The sequence below is a fragment of the Bifidobacterium cebidarum genome (genome assembly GCF_009193305.1).
GTDB classification, from domain to species: Bacteria; Actinomycetota; Actinomycetes; order Actinomycetales; family Bifidobacteriaceae; genus Bifidobacterium; species Bifidobacterium cebidarum.
In genome coordinates this window covers 42,522-61,203 of sequence record NZ_WBVS01000009.1, presented here as the reverse complement: position 1 = coordinate 61,203, position 18,682 = coordinate 42,522, and the positions used below count along the sequence as shown (strand labels likewise).

14 protein-coding genes are annotated in these 18,682 nt (G+C 60.4%); 6 read left to right on the top strand and 8 right to left on the bottom strand.

Annotated elements, in window-relative coordinates:
• Window positions 1-66 precede the first annotated feature (66 nt).
• From F7D08_RS08335 to F7D08_RS08325, 3 genes are all read left to right on the top strand, one after another.
• A complete protein-coding gene (locus tag F7D08_RS08335; RefSeq protein WP_152210181.1) occupies window positions 67-996 on the top strand; it encodes an AraC family transcriptional regulator in 930 nt (309 codons plus the stop codon).
• A 127-nt stretch (window positions 997-1,123) separates the two neighbouring features.
• A complete protein-coding gene (locus F7D08_RS09860; protein WP_226803446.1) occupies window positions 1,124-1,456 on the top strand; it encodes a hypothetical protein in 333 nt (110 codons plus the stop codon).
• Window positions 1,453-1,815 carry a hypothetical protein gene (locus tag F7D08_RS08325; RefSeq protein ID WP_152210180.1) on the top strand — a complete coding sequence of 121 codons (363 nt, stop codon included), beginning with the start codon at window positions 1,453-1,455 and terminating at the stop codon, window positions 1,813-1,815. Before F7D08_RS09860 ends, F7D08_RS08325 begins: the two co-directional genes overlap by 4 nt.
• 80 nt (window positions 1,816-1,895) lie before the next feature.
• Here F7D08_RS08325 and F7D08_RS08320 read toward each other — a convergent pair whose 3' ends face one another.
• From F7D08_RS08320 to argS, 5 genes are all read right to left on the bottom strand, one after another.
• The gene (locus F7D08_RS08320; RefSeq protein WP_152210179.1) at window positions 1,896-3,359 is read right to left on the bottom strand and encodes a Maf family nucleotide pyrophosphatase; all 1,464 of its coding nucleotides are present in this window, start codon (window positions 3,357-3,359) and stop codon (window positions 1,896-1,898) included.
• Between the two features lie 29 nt (window positions 3,360-3,388).
• Entirely contained in the window at window positions 3,389-4,471 is a 1,083-nt protein-coding gene (locus F7D08_RS08315) for a homoserine kinase (protein WP_152210178.1), read from the bottom strand.
• A 108-nt stretch (window positions 4,472-4,579) separates the two neighbouring features.
• On the bottom strand, window positions 4,580-5,896 hold the full coding sequence (locus F7D08_RS08310) for a homoserine dehydrogenase (RefSeq protein WP_152210177.1): 1,317 nt from the start codon (window positions 5,894-5,896) through the stop codon (window positions 4,580-4,582).
• 112 nt (window positions 5,897-6,008) lie between these two features.
• Complete coding sequence (locus F7D08_RS08305) at window positions 6,009-7,628, bottom strand: diaminopimelate decarboxylase family protein (RefSeq protein WP_152210176.1); 1,620 nt, start codon at window positions 7,626-7,628, stop codon at window positions 6,009-6,011.
• 108 nt (window positions 7,629-7,736) lie between these two features.
• Window positions 7,737-9,581, bottom strand: a complete 1,845-nt coding sequence (argS, locus tag F7D08_RS08300) for an arginine--tRNA ligase (protein WP_152210175.1) — start codon at window positions 9,579-9,581, stop codon at window positions 7,737-7,739.
• 318 nt (window positions 9,582-9,899) lie between these two features.
• Here argS and F7D08_RS08295 point away from each other — a divergent pair, with 318 nt between their 5' ends.
• Window positions 9,900-10,571 carry a helix-turn-helix domain-containing protein gene (locus tag F7D08_RS08295; protein ID WP_152210174.1) on the top strand — a complete coding sequence of 224 codons (672 nt, stop codon included), beginning with the start codon at window positions 9,900-9,902 and terminating at the stop codon, window positions 10,569-10,571.
• A gap of 414 nt (window positions 10,572-10,985) precedes the next feature.
• Window positions 10,986-12,263 carry an MFS transporter gene (locus F7D08_RS08290; protein ID WP_152210173.1) on the top strand — a complete coding sequence of 426 codons (1,278 nt, stop codon included), beginning with the start codon at window positions 10,986-10,988 and terminating at the stop codon, window positions 12,261-12,263.
• Window positions 12,264-12,354: 91 nt separating this feature from the next.
• Here F7D08_RS08290 and murA read toward each other — a convergent pair whose 3' ends face one another.
• Entirely contained in the window at window positions 12,355-13,680 is a 1,326-nt protein-coding gene (murA, locus tag F7D08_RS08285; protein WP_100494718.1) for a UDP-N-acetylglucosamine 1-carboxyvinyltransferase, read from the bottom strand.
• 265 nt (window positions 13,681-13,945) lie between these two features.
• Between murA and F7D08_RS08280 the strand changes: the two genes are divergently transcribed.
• The gene (locus F7D08_RS08280) at window positions 13,946-15,304 is read left to right on the top strand and encodes an FAD-dependent oxidoreductase (RefSeq protein ID WP_152210172.1); all 1,359 of its coding nucleotides are present in this window, start codon (window positions 13,946-13,948) and stop codon (window positions 15,302-15,304) included.
• A gap of 302 nt (window positions 15,305-15,606) precedes the next feature.
• Here F7D08_RS08280 and F7D08_RS08275 read toward each other — a convergent pair whose 3' ends face one another.
• Both F7D08_RS08275 and F7D08_RS09855 read right to left on the bottom strand, forming a co-directional pair.
• Entirely contained in the window at window positions 15,607-16,713 is a 1,107-nt protein-coding gene (locus F7D08_RS08275) for a beta/alpha barrel domain-containing protein (protein WP_152210171.1), read from the bottom strand.
• Window positions 16,714-16,911: 198 nt separating this feature from the next.
• The gene (locus F7D08_RS09855) at window positions 16,912-18,453 is read right to left on the bottom strand and encodes a CPBP family intramembrane glutamic endopeptidase (RefSeq protein ID WP_226803445.1); all 1,542 of its coding nucleotides are present in this window, start codon (window positions 18,451-18,453) and stop codon (window positions 16,912-16,914) included.
• Between the last annotated feature and the right edge of the window lie 229 nt (window positions 18,454-18,682).

Sequence of the window (18,682 nt, the reverse complement as noted above, 5' to 3'; positions counted from 1 at the left end):
TAATTGCTATTCGACAGCTGCTGTTGCCAGCAGCGGATCGATACAGCTCGGCGCAAGGAGGCGGCGATGAAACCGGCGGAGCATGGCATTCGCAATGAAGGCTCGGAATTCTATATCTACACACCCAGCAAAACGGCGCTGCGCACGTTCCTGCACCCGTTGCGCGCAGGATTCTTTCACTACGAAGCCGGGTATCGGCAGGAGCGCAGTTCGTTCGACAGCTTCCTGATCATGGCGATTCGCTCCGGATCGTTCGATGTGGTCTCGAAGTTCGGCGAAAGCCCGCAGCATGCCTCCGCCGGCGATTTCGTGCTGGTTGACTGCTATGCCCATCACTCCTACAGCACGTCCGAAGACAGCGATGTATTATGGCTGCACTTTGATGGCCCCACCGCACGCGCCTATTACGAGCTGATCCACGAGCGGCTCGGTACGGTGTTTTCGCTGCGCGAGCCGGGATATGCAATCACCCAGCTGACGAAGATCTATGAGACCTTCCATATGGCCGCGCGCATTTCCGAACCGCTGATGGCCAAATACATCACGGATATCCTCACCGAGTTCGCATTGGGGGCCGATGACGCGGCATCGGCCCCGACTGGCGGTGGCGCGGCGGCAGCTTCAGCAGCGGGCGGCGGAGCATCCGGGCTCGCCGCACGACGCGGCCCTCATGCCATCGAAAGTGTGCTGGCGTATATCGCCAATCATTTGAGCGAGCCGCTGACCGTGGCCGAGCTGGCCGGGCTCGTGTATATGAGCGAATACCACTTCATTCGCGTCTTCAAGAAGGAGACCGGGTACACGCCATACGCCTACGTGCTGGACGCCCGCATGCACGCCGCAAAGTATCGCCTCATCAATTCGGATATTTCGCTGCGGCAGCTGTGCGAGGAATGCGGATTCACCGACACGAGCTCCTTCTGCGCCGCGTTCAAACGCAAGAACGGCCTCTCCCCCATGGAATTCCGCAAGCAAAGCGAAATTCGGCAGAACTGATCGCTACGCAGCCGATGTGGATAACTTCGGAAGCTGGGACCACATAGGCCGATTGCGCTGGACACGGGCAACCATCTCCTTATACGGTGTGCAGAACATGCCGATACACCGACAAAGGAGTCCCGTGATGGCAAGCGCACGAAACCCAGCGCATGACAATCGTCATACATCGAGTTATGATAATGGCACACAATTCAACATCGAGATACATCCGCATGCCCTGCAAGCACATCATCTCACCCGGGAGCAAATCAAATCAGCGTTCAATACACGTATTGGGCCGGCAAAAATCCGATTGCGCGACCAAGAAACCGATCCACAACGATGGGCGGCCATAGGCTTCGACCAGCAGCGTAGACCGATCGAATTGGTGTACGTGAAAACTGCGGACCCGGAACCACTCGTCATTCATGCGAACTATCTCACCAAAGGATTCTTTACCGAATGGAGCCGAGCATGAGACAGTACATTGCCGAAGATGGCACACCTATTACCAACGAGATGGTCGATCGTTGGGCGCAAGAAGCTGAAGACGGCTTCCCGAATTCCATCCTCACGCGAGAAGACGACCCCTTCCCTCCCAGCCGCGCCGATATGAAGGCACACACCATTCGCATGCCGGACGAATTGTGGAAGCTGGTAGAGGCGGCAGCCCAAGCCAAACAAGTGACACCTAGCGAATATACACGGCAAGCACTCGGTCAGAGCCTTGCTCAAGCCGGCCTCACTCGCGAACAGAAGATCCTCATTTACGCGCAAATGCATCATTTAACGCGCGAAGAAGCCATTAATGCATTACTGGACAAGGCTTTAGCCTGAATCACTATGCAGGGCGATGGCTTAGCCATCCCATCAAGCACAGTGGTGACTGTTTGCTCAGCATTCAGCTGCAATAAGTACTACTTGCCGGCGTATGCAGTAGCCAGCTCGTCGAGGCGAGCAGCGAAGCGAGGCCAATCGGTTTTCATCGCGGTCAGCAACTTGCGGTTTGGCACGTCAGCAATCGGCACCCAGCAGATTTCCATGCTTTCGTCATCGTTGGCCTTGGGCTCAACGCTGTGGCCGAGCTTCTCGAATGCGAATACCGTGGTGTATGCCCAGTTGCCGTGGTCTTCGCGGTAGGAGCCGACCACTTCGATGTCTTCGGGCGTGATGTTCGCTTCCTCGTAGCTTTCGCGCAGCGCGCCCTCGATTGGCGATTCGCCGTCTGCCGTGGCACCGCCCGGAATGCCCCAGGTGCCGCCTTCGGCCGACCATGCCGCACGATGCTGCATCACCACATGCGTGACTTTGCCGGTCGCCGGATCACGGCGGGCCAGCAGGATGCCGGATGCGCCATTCGTGCCCCAATGCTTACGGCCACAGGCACAATCCACCCAGCCGTCGCCGGGCTGGTGCACGTTCTCCACGGGCGGCAGATTATCCTTCCCCGCCATGGCGATGCCGGCGGCATCCGCGGATTCCGGCGCGATTTCGCCACGCTGCACGTTCCACAAATCAGTCCACTCCACGCCCAGCTCAGCGGCGAGCTTGCGCAGCAGCGGCAGGCTGATGCCGATGATGCCGTGCGGGTCACCTTCGATACCGTCGATGAATGCGCCGCCGAAGCCCTCCAGGGTGAACGAGCCGGCCACTTCCAGCGGCTCGCGGGTGGCGATGTAGCGCTCGATATCCTTGTCGGAAAAGTCGCCGAAGTGCACGGTGGCGTGGCTTGCACCGCGAGCCACACGGCCGGTGGCGAAGTCGATGACGCAGTGGCCGGTCCACAGTTCACCGCTGTTGCCGCGCATCTTGCGCAGGCGTGCGCGCGCTACCTCGGCGCTGTGCGGCTTGCCGTAGCACTCACCATCCATCAGGAACATCGAATCGCAACCAATGATCAGCGGGCCGACCGTAGCGCGAGTCAGTCCTGGCTGCAGAGCGATGATGTTGGAGATGGGTTCGGTTACGGTCGGCATGTCCACGCCGGAGAAGTCACGGGTGGTGGCGATGCGGTCGGAGGAATAGTCAATGGAAGAGTCCGCAGTGACCGCATCGGCACCTTCGTCGATCTCAGCATCCTCGGCCTGCACTTCCGCGGCCCTCAGCGGATAGGCAATCACGCGATTGCCGGTTGCGGCGGCCGCAGTATCGGCTACGTCACGGTAGGCGCGATGCACAGCCTGCGCCTTGGCCTCGGCCAGAATCATCACCCGCTGTTCCACGGTCAGGTCATCAACGGCAACCCCGGTCTGAGCTGCTGCAGCCTCAAGCGCCGCCGGCTCATCCACATGGGAGACGCGAATCGTCGGGCAGATGCCCGCCGCATACAGCACATCGCGGCGCGGCTTGGACTGAGACGCAAGAATCAGCGGAATAGACATGTGAATCCCTCCTAGTCGAGGCACCAGGCTTATCGCCGTTCGATTTCGACGCCCTTAGTGTTGATCGGCAGATGCAGCACGCGCCAGTGACCGGACGCCAGCTGGGTGGCCGCCACTTGGTCGATGGCTTCGCGTGCATTGCCGTAGTGCAGCACCAGCACGCATGGGCCGGCGCCGGAGACCGCGGCTGCGTAGCCCTTGGCGCGGAACAGCTCGATCAGTTCGGATGACGGCAGCATCAGCGGCGTGCGGTATGGCTGGTGCAGTCGATCCTGCGTGGCCGTGAACAGCAGCGCGTTGGCCTGTGCCGCCGCAGTGGCGAAGGCGGCAGGGGTCACCTGAGCCGCGCCGGTAGCACCGCCGCCCAACGCATCGGCGCCGCCCTGGGCCTCGGCTTGCGCCAGCGCCACCGGGTTCATCGCGGCCGGCAGCAGTCCAACGCGGGACACGTTGTATACGGCGTCCTTATGCGGCACCTCCTTAGGCAGCGCCTGGCGGGCCTTCTCGGTGGACAGCTCGTAGTCCGGCACGAACACGGCCGCGGTGATGGCCGGGTCGACCGGATAGTTGACCGTGTGGAAGCCGCCGTGCAGCGGCTCGCCGCCGGGGATGGCCACCGAGCCGACGCCCTCGGCCGTGGCGAAGTCCCAGGAGACGGTCAGGCCGCCGAACACGGCCGGCGCCACATTGTCCGGATGGCCTTCGATCTGCGCGGCCATGTCGAAGATGGCCGGACGGTTGAGCTCACCGGGCTGGGCGAAGGCAGCGGCGGCCGCGATACCGGCCACGATGGCCTCGGCGGAGGAACCCATGCCACGAGCCTGAGGGATGTTGTTGGTGGCTTCGAGTGTGAAGCCGATGCGGCCCAGACCGAATGTGGCGCAGGCGCGGCGGAAGGTGGAGACCACCAGATGTGTTTCGTCGCGCGGCAATGTGTCTTCGCCCTCGCCGTGAATGAACACGTGGGCGATGCCGTCGGTGGGGTCCGGGTTCAGCGTGAACGTGAGCTCGTCATGGTAGTCGAGCGCCAAGCCCACGGTGTCGAAACCGGAGCCGAGGTTGGCGGACGTGGCCGGCACGCGTACGCGCACCTGAGTACAAATCGGATTCATATTTGTCTCCATTTTCGGCTCCCTCTGACGAGGGAGCTGTCGAGCATAAGCGAGACTGAGGGGAGAGACAGTCAACTACTGCTACTGAAAAGCCCACTGGGCTTTTAGTCAGTCCAGTACGCGCAGGATGGACGGCTCGCCAGTCACGAAGTCGAGCGCCTGCACGGCCTTGACGGTTGCGCGCAGCGTCTCTTCGTCGGTCAGGTGGGTCACCACACGCAGCTGCTGAATCTCGCCGTCGTAGCCAGGGTCAATCATCGTGGGCTTCAGATCCTGGTTCACGCCGTTGATGGAGACGCCGTTCTTGGCGAATTCGGCGGCGATGGCGGCCAGCACACCCGGCTTGTCGTGAATCAGGAATCGCACGGCGAATGCGGCCTTGGACGCATTGATCGGAGCCTTGGGCAGATCCTTGTACAGCGGAATGGAGGGACCAGTGCAGCCGGCTGCGATATGGCGGGCCTCGGTCACCACGTCGCCGACCACTGCGGAGGCGGTCGGAGCGCCGCCGGCGCCGCGGCCGTAAAACATCAGATCGTCGGCGGCCTCGGCCTTGACGAAGATCGCGTTGAAGGATCCATGCACCGAGGCAAGCGGGTGGGATTCCGGAATCAGCGCCGGGTAGACGCGTGCGGAGACGCCGGCTTCGCCGTTCTCCACCACGGCGAGCAGCTTGATGACCTTGCCTTCAGCGGTGGCTGCGGCGATGTCGTCGGCAGTGATCTTGGTGATGCCTTCGACGGACACATCGTCGATGGTCACCGGCGTGTGGAAGCCGAGGGTCGCCATGATGGCGGCCTTGTTCGCGGCATCATATCCCTCGATGTCGCCGGTCGGATCGGCTTCGGCGTAGCCCTTGGCCTGGGCATCCTTCAGCACATCGTCGAACTGGAGACCCTTGGTGGTCATCTCGTCGAGGATGTAGTTGGTGGTGCCGTTGACGATGCCGAGCATGCTGGTCACCTTGTCGCCCACAAGGGATTCGCGCAGCGGGCGCAGGAACGGAATCGCACCGCCCACAGCGGCCTCGAAGTAGATGTCGACGCCCTTGGCTTCGGCGGCAGCATAAATCTCCGGGCCGTACTTGGCCAGCAACGCCTTGTTCGCGGTGACCACGGAGGCGCCGGATTCGATGGCGGCGAGCACGAACTTACGGGCCACGGTGGTGCCGCCGATCAGCTCGATGACGATGTCCGAGTTGGTGGCCACGCTCATCGTGTCGGTGGTGACGATGGACTGGTCGATCCACGGGAACTTTTCGGTCTCCTTCGGATCAAGGCAAGCCACGCCGGTCAGTTCAATCGGGCGGCCGATGCGAGCGGAAAGCTCATCCTGCTGCTCAACGATCAGTCGGGCGGTCTGGGAGCCGACCGTGCCTGCGCCCAGCAGGCCTACGCGGATCGGGGTTTCGTTCAGTTCTGCCACTTCAAATCCTTCCAAAACAAGCTTGTTATCCCACGGCCATTGTACGGAGTGATTCCTACAGCGGCCGGGAATCGTCCATTCGCTTCAGGCCCACGGGGCCTTGCTCAGAAGCTCACTCGCTGACGTCGAGGTCCAACAGGTCATCGATGGTCTGGCGGCGCATCATCACATGCGCACCGGCTTCGCTCACGGTCACGACGGCCGGAATCAGCGCCTGGTTGTAGTTGGACGCCATCGTACGGCCGTACGCACCGGTCACCGGCACGGCGAGCACATCACCGCGCTTCAAATCGGCGGGCAGACGCACCTCGTGCACCACGATGTCGCCGGACTCGCAGTGCATGCCGCACACACGGGCCAGCATCGTCTCATCGGAGCCCTTGCGGTTCGCCAAACGAGCGGTGTAGTCGGCACCGTAGAGGGCCGGGCGGATGTTATCGGACATGCCGCCGTCCACGGACACGTACACGCGTTCGCTGATCGGGTTGCCGGCGGAATCCTTGGCGTCGCTCAGGTGCACATGCTTGATGGTGCCCACGCGGTACAGGGTCACGCCGGCCGGGGCCACGATATAGCGGCCCGGCTCAAAGCTGATGGCGGGCGCCGGCATGCCGAGCGCACGGTTGGTGGAGGCCACGGCGTCGGCGAGACGGGCGAGCTCCACATCGATATCCATCGAGTCTTCGCCGTCCGTGTATGCCACGGAGTAGCCGCCGCCCAGATCGATTTCCGGCAGCGTGAATGCATCGGTGGCGTACAGGGTCTTGCGCAGCAGCATCATGCGCTTGCCGGCCTGGATAAAGGCATCGGCATCGTGGATGTTGGAGCCGATATGCGAATGCGCGCCCACCAGTTCGAGTACGTCCTGATTTGCCAGGATGGTCTTCAAGACGGCGATGGCCGGGCCGTCCGCAATCGCGGTCATTGCTTCGGCCAGCGCCTTGTCCTTCTCGGAAACCTGCTCGTGGGAGAGGTCGTACGGGTACTTCAGGTCGTACTGCAGCTTGCGTTCGCCCTTGTGACCGACTGCGCCGGCTTCCTCAGTGGATTCGGCAGCGTCGGCGGCAGCATCCGCATGCTCAGCGAATCGCGCATTGGTAACCGCAGGGGTCACATCCGCAAGATTCTTCAGCGCAGTATCCAGTACCGCGGCATCCGCACCGGCCGGCAGCAGCGGTACACCGAACTTCTGGTCCTCATGCGCAGTGGAGATGTACTCATGACCGCCCGCGTGCACGCCTACGGTGACGCGCAGCATCACACGCGCACGCTTGCCGAGCTTTCGTGCGATGGCAGCGATGCGCGCAGGCTCCTCGGGCTCATCGACCACGATTTTTGCGAAGCCCTGCTCAATGGCCAGTGCGATTTCCTCATCCGACTTGTTGTTGCCGTGCAGCACCAGTCGGCGGCCGGGAGCACCGGCGGCGAGAGCAATTTTCATTTCGCCCATCGTGCAGGTGTCCACATACATGCCGGCGGCGAGCACAAGGCGCACGATTTCCTTGGAAAGGAACGCCTTGCCCGCGAAGCTCACATGCGTGGTGGAGTTGTTGAATGCGTTGGCCGCCGCGCGCACGAAGTGATGCGCGCGCGCGTTGACCTCGTCGGTGTCGATAAGGTAGAGCGGCGAACCGAATTCATCCAACAAGGATTCGGCGGTACGACCATGGAATTCAATGGCACCGTCAGCGTTGATGGCCGTAGCAGCCGGCCAAATCGGAGTAATAGGCATAATTATTCATCACATTTTCTCGGGACGGACAGTCCAGTGGACTGTCCGTAGCAGCGAACAGCGATAGCGTCGCGAGCGTCGCGAAATACTGCGATGGCCGTAAGGCCATCACATTTTCTCTGGGGAGGACACACCGAGCAGGTCGAGGCCGGCGGCGATCACGTTGCGCACGGCATCGTTGAGCTTCAAGCGGGCCGCGGCACGAGCAGGCTCCGGGTTCTTGGCAATCTCCAGGGCCTTGCGAGCCTCCTCATCACCGCGGGTTTCCGGATCGGTCAGGGCCATCGGCACCACGCGCTCGACGTTGTACCACTTGTGGTATGCGGCGGCCAGATCCTCAAGGTAGTGGGCCACGCGGTGCGGAGCGCGGGCATCGCCAGCCAAGGTAACCAGGGCCGGCCACTGGGCGAGCGCGGCGAGCACTTCGCCGTCAGCCTCAGTGTCGAGCAGCGAGAGGTCGGCACCTTCGTACGAGATGCCTGCGGCCTCGGCATTGCGGTCCACGTTGCAGGAGCGGGCGTGCGCGTACTGCACGTAGTACACCGGGTTGTCGTTGGAGTGGGAGGCGAGCAGGTTCAGGTCGATGTCCACCGGGGAGTTGTAGTCGGTACGAGCCAGCGAGTAGCGGGAGGCGTCCACGCCGATGGCTTCGACCAGATCGTCGATGGTCACCACGTTGCCGGCGCGCTTCGACATGCGCACGGCTCTGCCGTCCTTCAGCACGTTGACCAGCTGGCCGATCAGGATCTGCATGTTCTCGCCGGGCTTGTCGCCGAAGGCGGCGCACATGGCCATCATGCGGCCGATGTAGCCGTGGTGGTCGGCGCCGAGCATGTAGATCGCCACGTCGGCCGGGTCGGTGGCGCGGTGGCGCTTGTTCCAGTAGTAGGCGATATCGGCGGCGAAGTAGGCGAATTCGCCGTTGGACTTCAAGATCACGCGGTCCTTATCGTCGCCGTGCTTGGTGGATTCGAACCAGGTGGCACCATCCTTCTCGTAGATATCGCCACGCTCGCGCAGCACTTCGATGGCGCGGTCAACTTCGCCATCCTGGTACAGGCTGTTCTCGTGGAACCACACGTCGAAGTTCACACGGAAGTCCTTCATGGACTTGCGAATCTCATCGAACATCATCGGCACAGCACGCTTGCGGAATTCCTCGCGCACTTCGGAATCGGACTCGCCAATCGGCTCGCCGTCGGCGTTCAGGCCCTGATCCTCATGCTGCAGGGCGGTGAGGTCCACGCCGTCGGCCTTGGCCTCGGCCTCAACACGGCGGGCGATCTCGTCGATGTAGGCGCCCTTGTAGCCGTCGAACGGGGTTTCGGTCTGATAGCCGGCATCGCCAAGGTTGTTGTCATGCGCCCAGGCGGCGACCAGCGACTTGGCGAAGCGGTTGATCTGCTCGCCGTGATCGTTGAAGTAGTATTCACGCACCACTTTGGCACCATTGGCTTCAAGCACACGGGCCATCGAGTCGCCGGTGGCGGCCCAACGGGTGCCGCCGATGTGAATCGGGCCGGTGGGGTTGGCGGAGACGAACTCAAGGTTCAGGGTCTTGCCGGCCAGATGAGTGTTACGACCGTAAGTGGAGATGCCGTGCTCGTCGGCGGGAGCGTTCAGCACCTGATCGACCACGGCCGCGGCGGATGCGGAATCAAGGGTGATGTTGATGAAGCCGGGACCGGCCACTTCCACGGACTTGATGCCATCCGCTTCGGTGAGCGCCGCGGCGAACGGCTCGGCCAGGTCGCGCGGTTTCATGCCGGCCTTCTTGGCCAGCTGCATGGCGATGTTGGAGGCCCAGTCGCCGTGCGCGCGATCCTTCGGGCGCATCACGGTCAGCTTGTCGACGGGCGGAATCAGCTCGTCGGTCAAGGTGCCGGCCTGACCGGCTGCGACGAGGTTATGGGCAATCTTGGAAATCAGTTCACTTAACGCTTCAGGGCTCATTCTTCTAAGGATACCGAGAACACCGACAGTACCTGCGGCACTCGTCGGGTGGTTAACCGTCAAGTACAACTCAATATTTCCCATATGTACGGTATGGGCCAAGGCGATGCTTCAGACATTAGGCCTGCAAGCGTGCATTGCTGCGTCACCTATAAATCAATACTCCGTAGAGCCGCCCAATCATACATACCGCCGCATCATGGCGCCCGCTCACTCGTTGCGCCGTACATGGGCTCGCCGCACACCTATACATACCGACCGACGGTATGTATAGTGCGAGCCAAGCAGGGCAGGCAGCCCGCGGAAAGGACGTCGCACATGGCACGCAACGCACATCCGGAAATCACCGAGCGGCGCATTCTCGAGGCAGCGCGCGACCTTTTCATGGAAAAAGGCTACGAGAGAACCTCCATCCAAAACATCGTGGACCGGCTCGGCGATCTTTCCAAAGGCGCGATCTATCATCACTTCAAATCCAAGGAAGCCATTCTCGACCGGCTCAACAGCGCAGATTGGGACTACAGCCAGGGCGAGCGCGAGCGCATCATGACCCGCAACGATCTCACCGGACTGCAGAAGTTGCGCGCGCTCTTTACCCTCGCCATCGGCAACGAGGAGCATCAAAAGCTCAATGAAGTCGGCCTTCCTTTCCTTGACGACCCCACCACGCTCGCATCAAACCTGAATTTCTGGGCCACCGAACTGCCCAAGCATTGGCTGCCCATCATCGAGGAAGGCATGCGAGACGGTTCCATCCCCACCGAATACCCGCAGGAAGCCGCAGAACTTATTTCCCTGCTTGCCAACTACTGGCTGCTTACCCGTTTCTACCCGGCCAATCGCACCCAACTCAGACATCGCATCCAGTGCCTCGCCACAATGCTCGACGCCATCAACATCCCGGTGTTCGACGATGAGCTCATTGACCTCACCGCCGACTTTTACGCCCAGCTCGACGAACAGTCCGACGAACAAGGTCCCTATGACTGATCCAACATGATCCAGACCATCCCCAAACCACCCCACACTGATCCAACATGACCCACACCACCCCCACACACTGATTCAACATGACCCACACCACCCCAAACCACCCCTCACTGATCCCAACATCTCCATTTCCCCCCACTCCCACTCCTCCCAATACGTCTTCCTTCCCTCCTCCCATATCCTTGTCTTTTCCCCCACTCCTCCCAAATTTCTTGCACTCAGGAACACTCAGTGCAAGAAATTCAGGAAATCAGGGCATATTTCCCGAATTCTTTGCACTGGCATCCTCTCAGTGCAAGAAATTCGGGATGATGCGGCTGCTCTCCCGAATTTCTTGCGATAACGGTCGAGATAGGCCGCGTCCCCACCAAAGTCGCTTATTCTATCCACCCAACTGCCACCGGAGAAGCCACCATGCCACTTCATTTACCCCACACCCAGTCTCGACAGCCTCAAGTCGCTCACACTCCACTCGCAAGCCGCGACTTCATCCTCCTCGTCGCCGGCCAGGGCATCTCCCTATTCGGCAACCTGATGCTGCGCTTCGCGATGGCCATGTGGGTTCTGGATGAAACCGGTTCCGCAACCGTATTTGCCTCGATTCTGGCCATATCCATCGTGCCGACCATCATTCTCTCCCCGTTCGGCGGCGTGCTGGCCGACCGCGTGAACCGCCGCACCATCATGGTGGCGCTTGACGCCATTTCAGCCGTGCTCGTGCTGGCGAGCGCGCTCGTCTTCGCCACCATCGGTTTCAGCCTCGCCGCCATCGGCACCATGCAAGTCCTGCTCGCCGTGCTGGGCGCGTTCGAAACCCCAACCGTGCAGGCCGCACTCCCCCAAATGTTCCGCGAACATGGGCAAAGCACATTGCGGCAGGCGATGGCCGTCGTCAATCAGGTGCAGCAGGTGGGCTCGCTGTTGCCGAGTTTCCTTGGCGGTGTGCTCTATTCACTGACCGGCATCCAGCCGATGTTGGTCATCGCCATGATGAGCTTCGCCGGTGCCGCCACGCTCGAATGTTTCATTCGGCTGGCCCCGCCCGACCGTGGCGACGAGGCACTGCCGACGCCAATCGAGGATCTCAAGGCAGGCATCCGGTTCCTGATCAAAGACCGTCCGAATGTGTTTGCGCTGTTGCTGTTCGCCGCCGGACTGAACTTTGTGATTATCGGTAATGCCGCCGTCGGATTCCCCTATGTGATTCGCACGGTGCTGGGTTTTGATGCCACCGTCTATGGCATCGCCGATGGTCTGGTCGGCGTTTCCGGGGTAGTTGGCGCGTTTGTTGCCGGCTGCTTTGCTGCAAAGCTCACGATGCGCAAGTTCCCGATTTCGATGGTCGCTCTGGCACTGTCGCTGCTGCCGCAAGGCTTGGTATTCCTACTGCCGGTGTCCGCTTGGACGAAGCTGATTGTGCTGGTCGGCTGTACATTCGGCACGATGATTGCCAGCTGTTTCTCGAATCTGATCGCGCTGCCCACCATTCAGCTCAATACGCCGGATGCGATGACCGGCAAAGTGATGGCGATGGTGGCGGCCATCAGCATGTGGGCGCAACCACTCGGGCAGATGGCATACGGCTGGACATTCGATCATATGCCGGTAGCCACGGTATTGCTGATTTCAGCGGGGCTGCTTGGACTTGGCGCGGTAGTATCCGCACGGCTCGCCAAACGATTCGAGGATTAAATACAATGGTGGCTCCCTTCCGAAGAGGGGAGCCACCATCCATAACCAACAGGGATCAAGCCGATATATATATCAGCTCAATCCCAACGTATTAGTCGAAGTCGGCGCCGAGGGCTTCAAGCTTGCCGCGGAAGTCAGCGTAGCCACGGTCAATCAGGCTGATGCCTTGCACGTTGGACGGACCCTTGGCGGCGAGCGCCGCAATCAGATGGCTGAAGCCGCCGCGCAGATCCGGCACATCGATGTCTCGGCCGGTCAGCGGAGTCGGTCCGAAGATCACGGCGGAGTGCTTGTAGTTACGCTGCTGGAAGCGGCACGGCAGGGAGCCGAGGCACTCACGGTAGAGCTGGATGGTGGCGCCCATCTGCACAAGCGGCTTGGTGAAGCCGAAACGATTCTCATACACGGTCTCGTGCACGATCGACAAGCCGTTCGCCTGGGTCAGGGCCACGACGAGCGGCTGCTGCCAATCGGTCATGAAGCCGGGGTGCACGTCGGTTTCGATGGCCACCGGGTGCAGATCGCCGCCCGGATGCCAGAAGCGGATGCCCTTGTCGGTCACGTCGAATTCGCCTCCGACCTTGCGGAACACGTTGAGGAAGGTCATCATCTCCGGCTGGGTGGCACCCTTGACGAAGATGTCACCGTGCGTGGCGAGCGCGGCGGACGCCCAGGAGGCGGCCTCGATGCGGTCGGTCAGCGAGGTGTGGGTGAAGCCCTTGAGCTCCTTGACGCCTTCGATGCGGAACGTACGGTCCACGTCCACGGAGATGATCGCACCCATCTTCTGCAGCACGGCCACCAGATCCATGATCTCAGGCTCGATGGCGGCGCCGGACAGCTCGGTCTTGCCCTCGGCGAGCACGGCGGCGAGCAGCGTCTGCTCAGTGGCGCCCACGGACGGGTACGGCAGGTGGATCTTCGCACCATGCAGGCCGTCGGGAGCGGTGATGTGAATGCCGTCCTTATGCTCCTTGTCCACCGTGGCACCGAGCTTGCGCAGGGTCTCCAGGTGGAAGTCGATCGGGCGCCCGCCGATCGCGCAGCCGCCGAGCGCCGGGATGAACGCCTCGCCCAGACGGTGCACCAGCGGACCGGAGAACAGAATCGGAATACGGGAGGAGCCGGAGAGCGTATCCACGTCGGCCACGTCGGCCAGCTGCACATGGGAGGCATCGATGGTCACGATGCCGTTCGCGCCGTCCACGTCCACGTCCACGCCGTGCAGGCGCAGCAAGTCGGACACCACATGCACATCGCGAATCTCCGGCACGTTCTTCAGCACGGACTTGCCCGGCGCAAGCAGAGCGGCCACCATGGCCTTGCTCACGAAGTTCTTCGCACCACGGACCTTGATAGTGCCGTTCAGCGGCTTGCCGCCTTCAACATGCAGCACATCATTCGTATTCTCAGCCACGCCACTCTCCTATGCAATAACTTCAATCATGCGAGTCAAAAACGCTAGAGTCTAGTTTGCCATAACCCATGTGCGCACTCGGTGAAATGCGCCTGGAGCCAAACTTTGCAAAGCTTTGGTGAGCATTCAGCCCCATTGTCGTCGGCAGCCCACAGCACATCCAATGTAATCTACGTCACATTTTCGACTACGACATTCTCCAGCCCCCTACGCTACGATTCGAGGCAGGGCAATTGACGCCTAGGCCACAAGCAAAGGAGCATTTATGACCACCGTCGCCGTCATCGGCTGCACGCACGCCGGCACGTTCGCCGCCACGTCCATTCTCGCCGAACATCCGGATTGGACCGTCCATGTCTTTGAGCGCAATGGCACGCTCTCCTTCCTCTCCTGCGGCATCGCGCTGTGGGTTGGCGACCATGTCTCCGACCCGAAGAAGATGTTCTACTCCTCCCCCGAAGCTCTGGCACAGGCCGGCGCGACCATGCACATGCGCACCGACGTGACTTCCGTGGACCCGGTGGGCAAGACCCTCACCTACCGCTCGCTCGAGAACGGCACCGATGGCACCGACGCCCCCGAGGAGACGCTCGCCTTCGACAAGCTCGTCGTGACCACCGGTTCCCGACCGGTGATTCCGCCGATCCCCGGCATCGACAGCCCGCATGTGCTGCTGTGCAAGAACTGGGATCACGCCATCGCCATCAAGGAAAAGGCGAAGCTCGCCAAGTCCGCAGTCGTGATCGGCTCCGGCTACATTGGCGCGGAGATCGCCGAACAGTTCAGCTTGACCGGTGTCAAGACCACGCTGGTGGACGGCTTGGACCGCCCGTTGGCCAACAACTTCGATAAGTCCATCACCGATCAGGTGGCCGCTGCATTCGAAGAGCACGGCGTGACGCTGGCGCTCGGCCAGAAAGTGGTGGAATTCCGCGATAATCCGGACAATACCGTGACCGTGGTCACCGAAAAGGGTGAGTACACGGCTGAGATGGCGATTCTGGCCGTGGGCTTCCTGCCGAACACCGACCTGCTCAAGGGCAAGGTGGACATGTTACCGAACGGCGCCATCATCGTTGATGATTACATGCAGGCATCCGTGCCGGATGTGTACGCCGCCGGCGACTCCGCCACCGTGTTCTACAACCCGACCGGCAAGCATGACTACATTCCGCTGGCCACCAATGCAGTTCGCCAAGGTCTGCTCGTGGGCCGCAATATCGAAAAGCCCACCGTGAAGTACATGGGCACACAAGCCACGTCCGCCGTGCAGCTTTATGACCTGTCGCTGGCTGCTTCGGGCCTTACCAAGGCCGGCGCCGAACGTCGTGGCCTTACCGTGAACGAAACCGAGCTCACAGAGGATTACCGACCGGACTTCATGCTCACCACCACCCCGGTCACTTCGATTCTGACCTGGGATCCCGAGACGCGTAAGGTCAAGGGCGGCCAGTTCTGCTCCAAGGCGGATATCTCGGGTGCCGCGAACGTGATTTCCATGGCGATTCAGGCCGGCTTCACCGTCGACCAGTTGGCCAATGTGGACTTCCTGTTCCAGCCGAACTTCGACAAGCCGGTGTATTACGTCGGCGCCGTGGCCATGAAGGCCGCCGCCGAAGCGTAACACGCAATATGATGAGCACCCACCGCCCCCGTGCTGCCCATACATTTCGATGTATCTCGCTTACAAGGGGTGGTTTTTCATCTTCCGGAACATCTATCTGCGTTACGAGGGGTTGGTGAGGGCTTGTACATGCCGTATACAAGCCCTCGCCACACCGTCATTCCGCCATTCTTGAGGCCTGTCTACTTAGCAAGGAACCCCTCGTAACGCAGATAGACCTCCCGAACGGCCCAAATCAACCCCTTGTAAACGAGTTTGCCTTGGCTGAAGCAATTTTCAGCCAAGGCAAACATGAATTACGCCTATAAACTCGCCTTAATCTTGTGGGCCAATTCGGCATCCCACATGGCTCCGGTTGCGGACATCACCGAATCCGCACCAGCTGCCTTATAGGCCGCATAATCGGCGGCTGACACCACACCGCCCACGCCATTGATGGCGAAATCCAGTCCAAGACGATCACGCAAGGCCGCCAAACGGCGCACCATCTCAAGACCAGCCCCACGAATTGCGCTGCCGCACACACCCGAGCGATCGCGACCGGCACCGGGCAGTGCCTGATTGCCATCCTTATCCACAAGACGAGCGGAAATCGTGTTGATGGTGCTGAAGCCCTGAACTGTGCCACGTCTCACGGTGGAACGCACCATGAGTTCCAAATCATCGTCGCTCGGAATGAACGCCAGCTTAATCATCAACGGCGTATCACCAATCTCATTCTTCACCGCCTCAGTAATACGGCCTACGAGCAGTGGATTGTGGCACAGCAAACGATTGTGCCCTTCGTTCGGGCAGCTGGTGTTCATCACCATCAGCTTCGCGCCGGTCTCCTTGACCAGACGTGCAGTGGTGGCGTGATCGGCGATGTAATCCTCTTCGCTCATGCCGTCCACGCGCGAACCTTGGAAGCTCGGCACTAACACCTGTCCCGGGCCTGCGGCCGCAATGGCGGCGCGCATGTCTGGCTGCCATACATCAGGTTCCTTCGAGGGAACACCGAAACTATTGGAGATGGAAATCGGCTGCTCGTAATTGGTATCGGCCAGCACGCCTTCGTCCAATTCCGCACTGCCTGGGGTCAACGAGCCGTCTGCGGAGGCGGGGTGCACGGCCAGTACGTTCGGGAACGGGTTGCAGCCCCATGCACGCGAGCGCACGGTCTTGTAGGTAGCCAGATCAAAGCCCATGCGGAAGGCCGCCGTGGTGTAACGGCTGTTGAGCAACGGACCGGCAGGAATGCCAAACGCCAGACGCACCGGCTGGCCAAGGAAGGACTCACCTGTCTTCCCGGGCTCCCCCTCGCCTGCGATATCGGATTTCAGCGCTTCGGCAAACGCCCCAAACGGCCCTTGGGCATAGTTGTCTTCATAGGTGCGGTTCACATCATAGAACGGCTCAAAATCACTCATGTTCCAACGATAAGCCATACCGCGAACGTCCCTTATCCGTCGCGATCATTTGACTGTAGGTTTTTCAACACTGACTGTAGGAATTTGAACGAAATATGTTGAAAAACCTACAGTCAGCGTTCGGATTCCTACAGTCCGAGTCCAAAACCCGACAGCCAATTAGCGGCGATTGAGTCTTGGCGCCGCAAGCAGTCCATACTACGAGGCCATCGCTTCCGCAAGCAGCAGCGCGGCCATGCCAAGGTTCACTATCACAAAGGCAATAAACACCGGTGATGACCATCCGGCATACGTATCCGGAATGCTGCGATTCTGCATGCGGTATTGCTTGAGTCCGCGACCGTAAAGCGACAGCGCCACCACAGCTCCAACTATGCCGATCGCCGTGAGCACCATTGTGTACACCGCGTATTGCGCATCATTGAGCTGACCGGCGAACCATGTATCGATCACGCCGGAAAGAACAGCGTTGTTGAAAATGTGCAGCGCAATCGACCAAACCAGCGAATATTCCATGGCGATAAAACCAAGAATCAAACCGAACAGGAAAGCAAACACGCCTTGCACGAAGTCATCGTGGAACAGGCCAAACGCGAATGCCGAGGTGACGATGGCGAAATTCTTGCCGAGCGGCTTGAGTTCCTTCATCAGCACGCCGCGGAACATGACCTCCTCGCAAATCGGCCCGAACAAGCCGACGTACAGCCACATGGTCACCGTATTGGAGGATTCGCTGAGGCTTTCGGATGTGGGTGAAATCAGGTCGCCGCCGAGCATGGAAACACCCATTTGCGCCAACGTCACCACGCTTTGCACGCCAAGGCCAAGCAGGATGAATATCAGGAACCACTGCGCCCGCATGCGTCCGCCACCATATTGGCTGATTCGTCCAAGCTGATTCGGCTCGCCATACGTATCCCGATGCGGTCCGCTTAGCCAGAATTCACGGGTCAGAATGTCGCGGTTGCGCATGATGAGCAGAAAACCCATGGCGAACACGAGCGAAACAAGGCTGATGAGGCCGTCTCCTTTTGTGGAATCCGACCAACTGGGCATGATGACGCCGATCGCGATGGCGGCCACGATACTGCCCACATACATCATGGCTTCATAAATGAAGGCGAGTCCCATCGCACGGTTAACCACGCGTCTACGCCAGGTTTTCCATAATTGACGTGGATTGATTGCCATGACCGGAGGCTGCGGAGGCACGTATGCATATGGCTGCGGCCCCGACTGCATCAAAGGCTGTGGCGCAACATATTGTGGGGCAACGGGCTGCGCGGCGATCGGCTGAGGCTGGGACTGTTGCCACATCTGCTGATACTGCGGCTGCTGTACAGACCGGTACTGCGACTGCGGAACTGCATAATATGACGATGGCTGAGATTGCGGCACCTGCTGCGGTACGCCTAACTGGGATGGCGCAGCATATGGGTGAAGATGTGATGTCTGCTGGTACTGCGGCTCCGGAGCTGTGTAATACTGCGACGGCGGCACCTGTGGCTGTTGGAACGGATACCGGGGAGCCGGAGCCATGGGCACCGGAGGCATCGGCATCGCCGGAGATGCCTCATACTGTGTTTGCGACTGCAGCATCTGTGGCTGTGACTGAGGTACCTTCGCCTGCTGATTGTCGTACCGCGGCTGCGATTGCGACTGAGACACCTGCTCATATGGCTGTTCCCCAAGCGGCTGATGCCCCTGTGGCCGTCCTGGCTGCTGCTCATTTATGCTCATGCTGCTCAACCTATTCGCCGTTTCTGAACAATTCGTGACTATGTCCACAAATATTGACGAATGCCGCTTGCCACCCGAATTACGCACAAGTGCATGAGGCGAATACACGCATATACAACGAATGAGGCGGGTTGCCATTCGAACTGTTTTCGAATGGCAACCCGCCTCATGTTGGGCGTACGACAGTCATGCACTCATAGCGCAATGACCACCATAGATTCAAGCGCTT

Coding starts and splice junctions, on each gene's coding strand:
- F7D08_RS08290 (WP_152210173.1), top strand. CDS start 10,986: ATGCCACTTCATTTACCCCACACCCAGTCTCGACAGCCTCAAGTCGCT.
- F7D08_RS08325 (WP_152210180.1), top strand. CDS start 1,453: ATGAGACAGTACATTGCCGAAGATGGCACACCTATTACCAACGAGATG.
- F7D08_RS08275 (WP_152210171.1), bottom strand. CDS start 16,713: ATGAGTGATTTTGAGCCGTTCTATGATGTGAACCGCACCTATGAAGAC.
- F7D08_RS08305 (WP_152210176.1), bottom strand. CDS start 7,628: ATGCCTATTACTCCGATTTGGCCGGCTGCTACGGCCATCAACGCTGAC.
- F7D08_RS08320 (WP_152210179.1), bottom strand. CDS start 3,359: ATGTCTATTCCGCTGATTCTTGCGTCTCAGTCCAAGCCGCGCCGCGAT.
- F7D08_RS08295 (WP_152210174.1), top strand. CDS start 9,900: ATGGCACGCAACGCACATCCGGAAATCACCGAGCGGCGCATTCTCGAG.
- F7D08_RS08315 (WP_152210178.1), bottom strand. CDS start 4,471: ATGAATCCGATTTGTACTCAGGTGCGCGTACGCGTGCCGGCCACGTCC.
- F7D08_RS09855 (WP_226803445.1), bottom strand. CDS start 18,453: ATGAGCATAAATGAGCAGCAGCCAGGACGGCCACAGGGGCATCAGCCG.
- F7D08_RS08335 (WP_152210181.1), top strand. CDS start 67: ATGAAACCGGCGGAGCATGGCATTCGCAATGAAGGCTCGGAATTCTAT.
- F7D08_RS08280 (WP_152210172.1), top strand. CDS start 13,946: ATGACCACCGTCGCCGTCATCGGCTGCACGCACGCCGGCACGTTCGCC.
- F7D08_RS09860 (WP_226803446.1), top strand. CDS start 1,124: ATGGCAAGCGCACGAAACCCAGCGCATGACAATCGTCATACATCGAGT.
- argS (WP_152210175.1), bottom strand. CDS start 9,581: ATGAGCCCTGAAGCGTTAAGTGAACTGATTTCCAAGATTGCCCATAAC.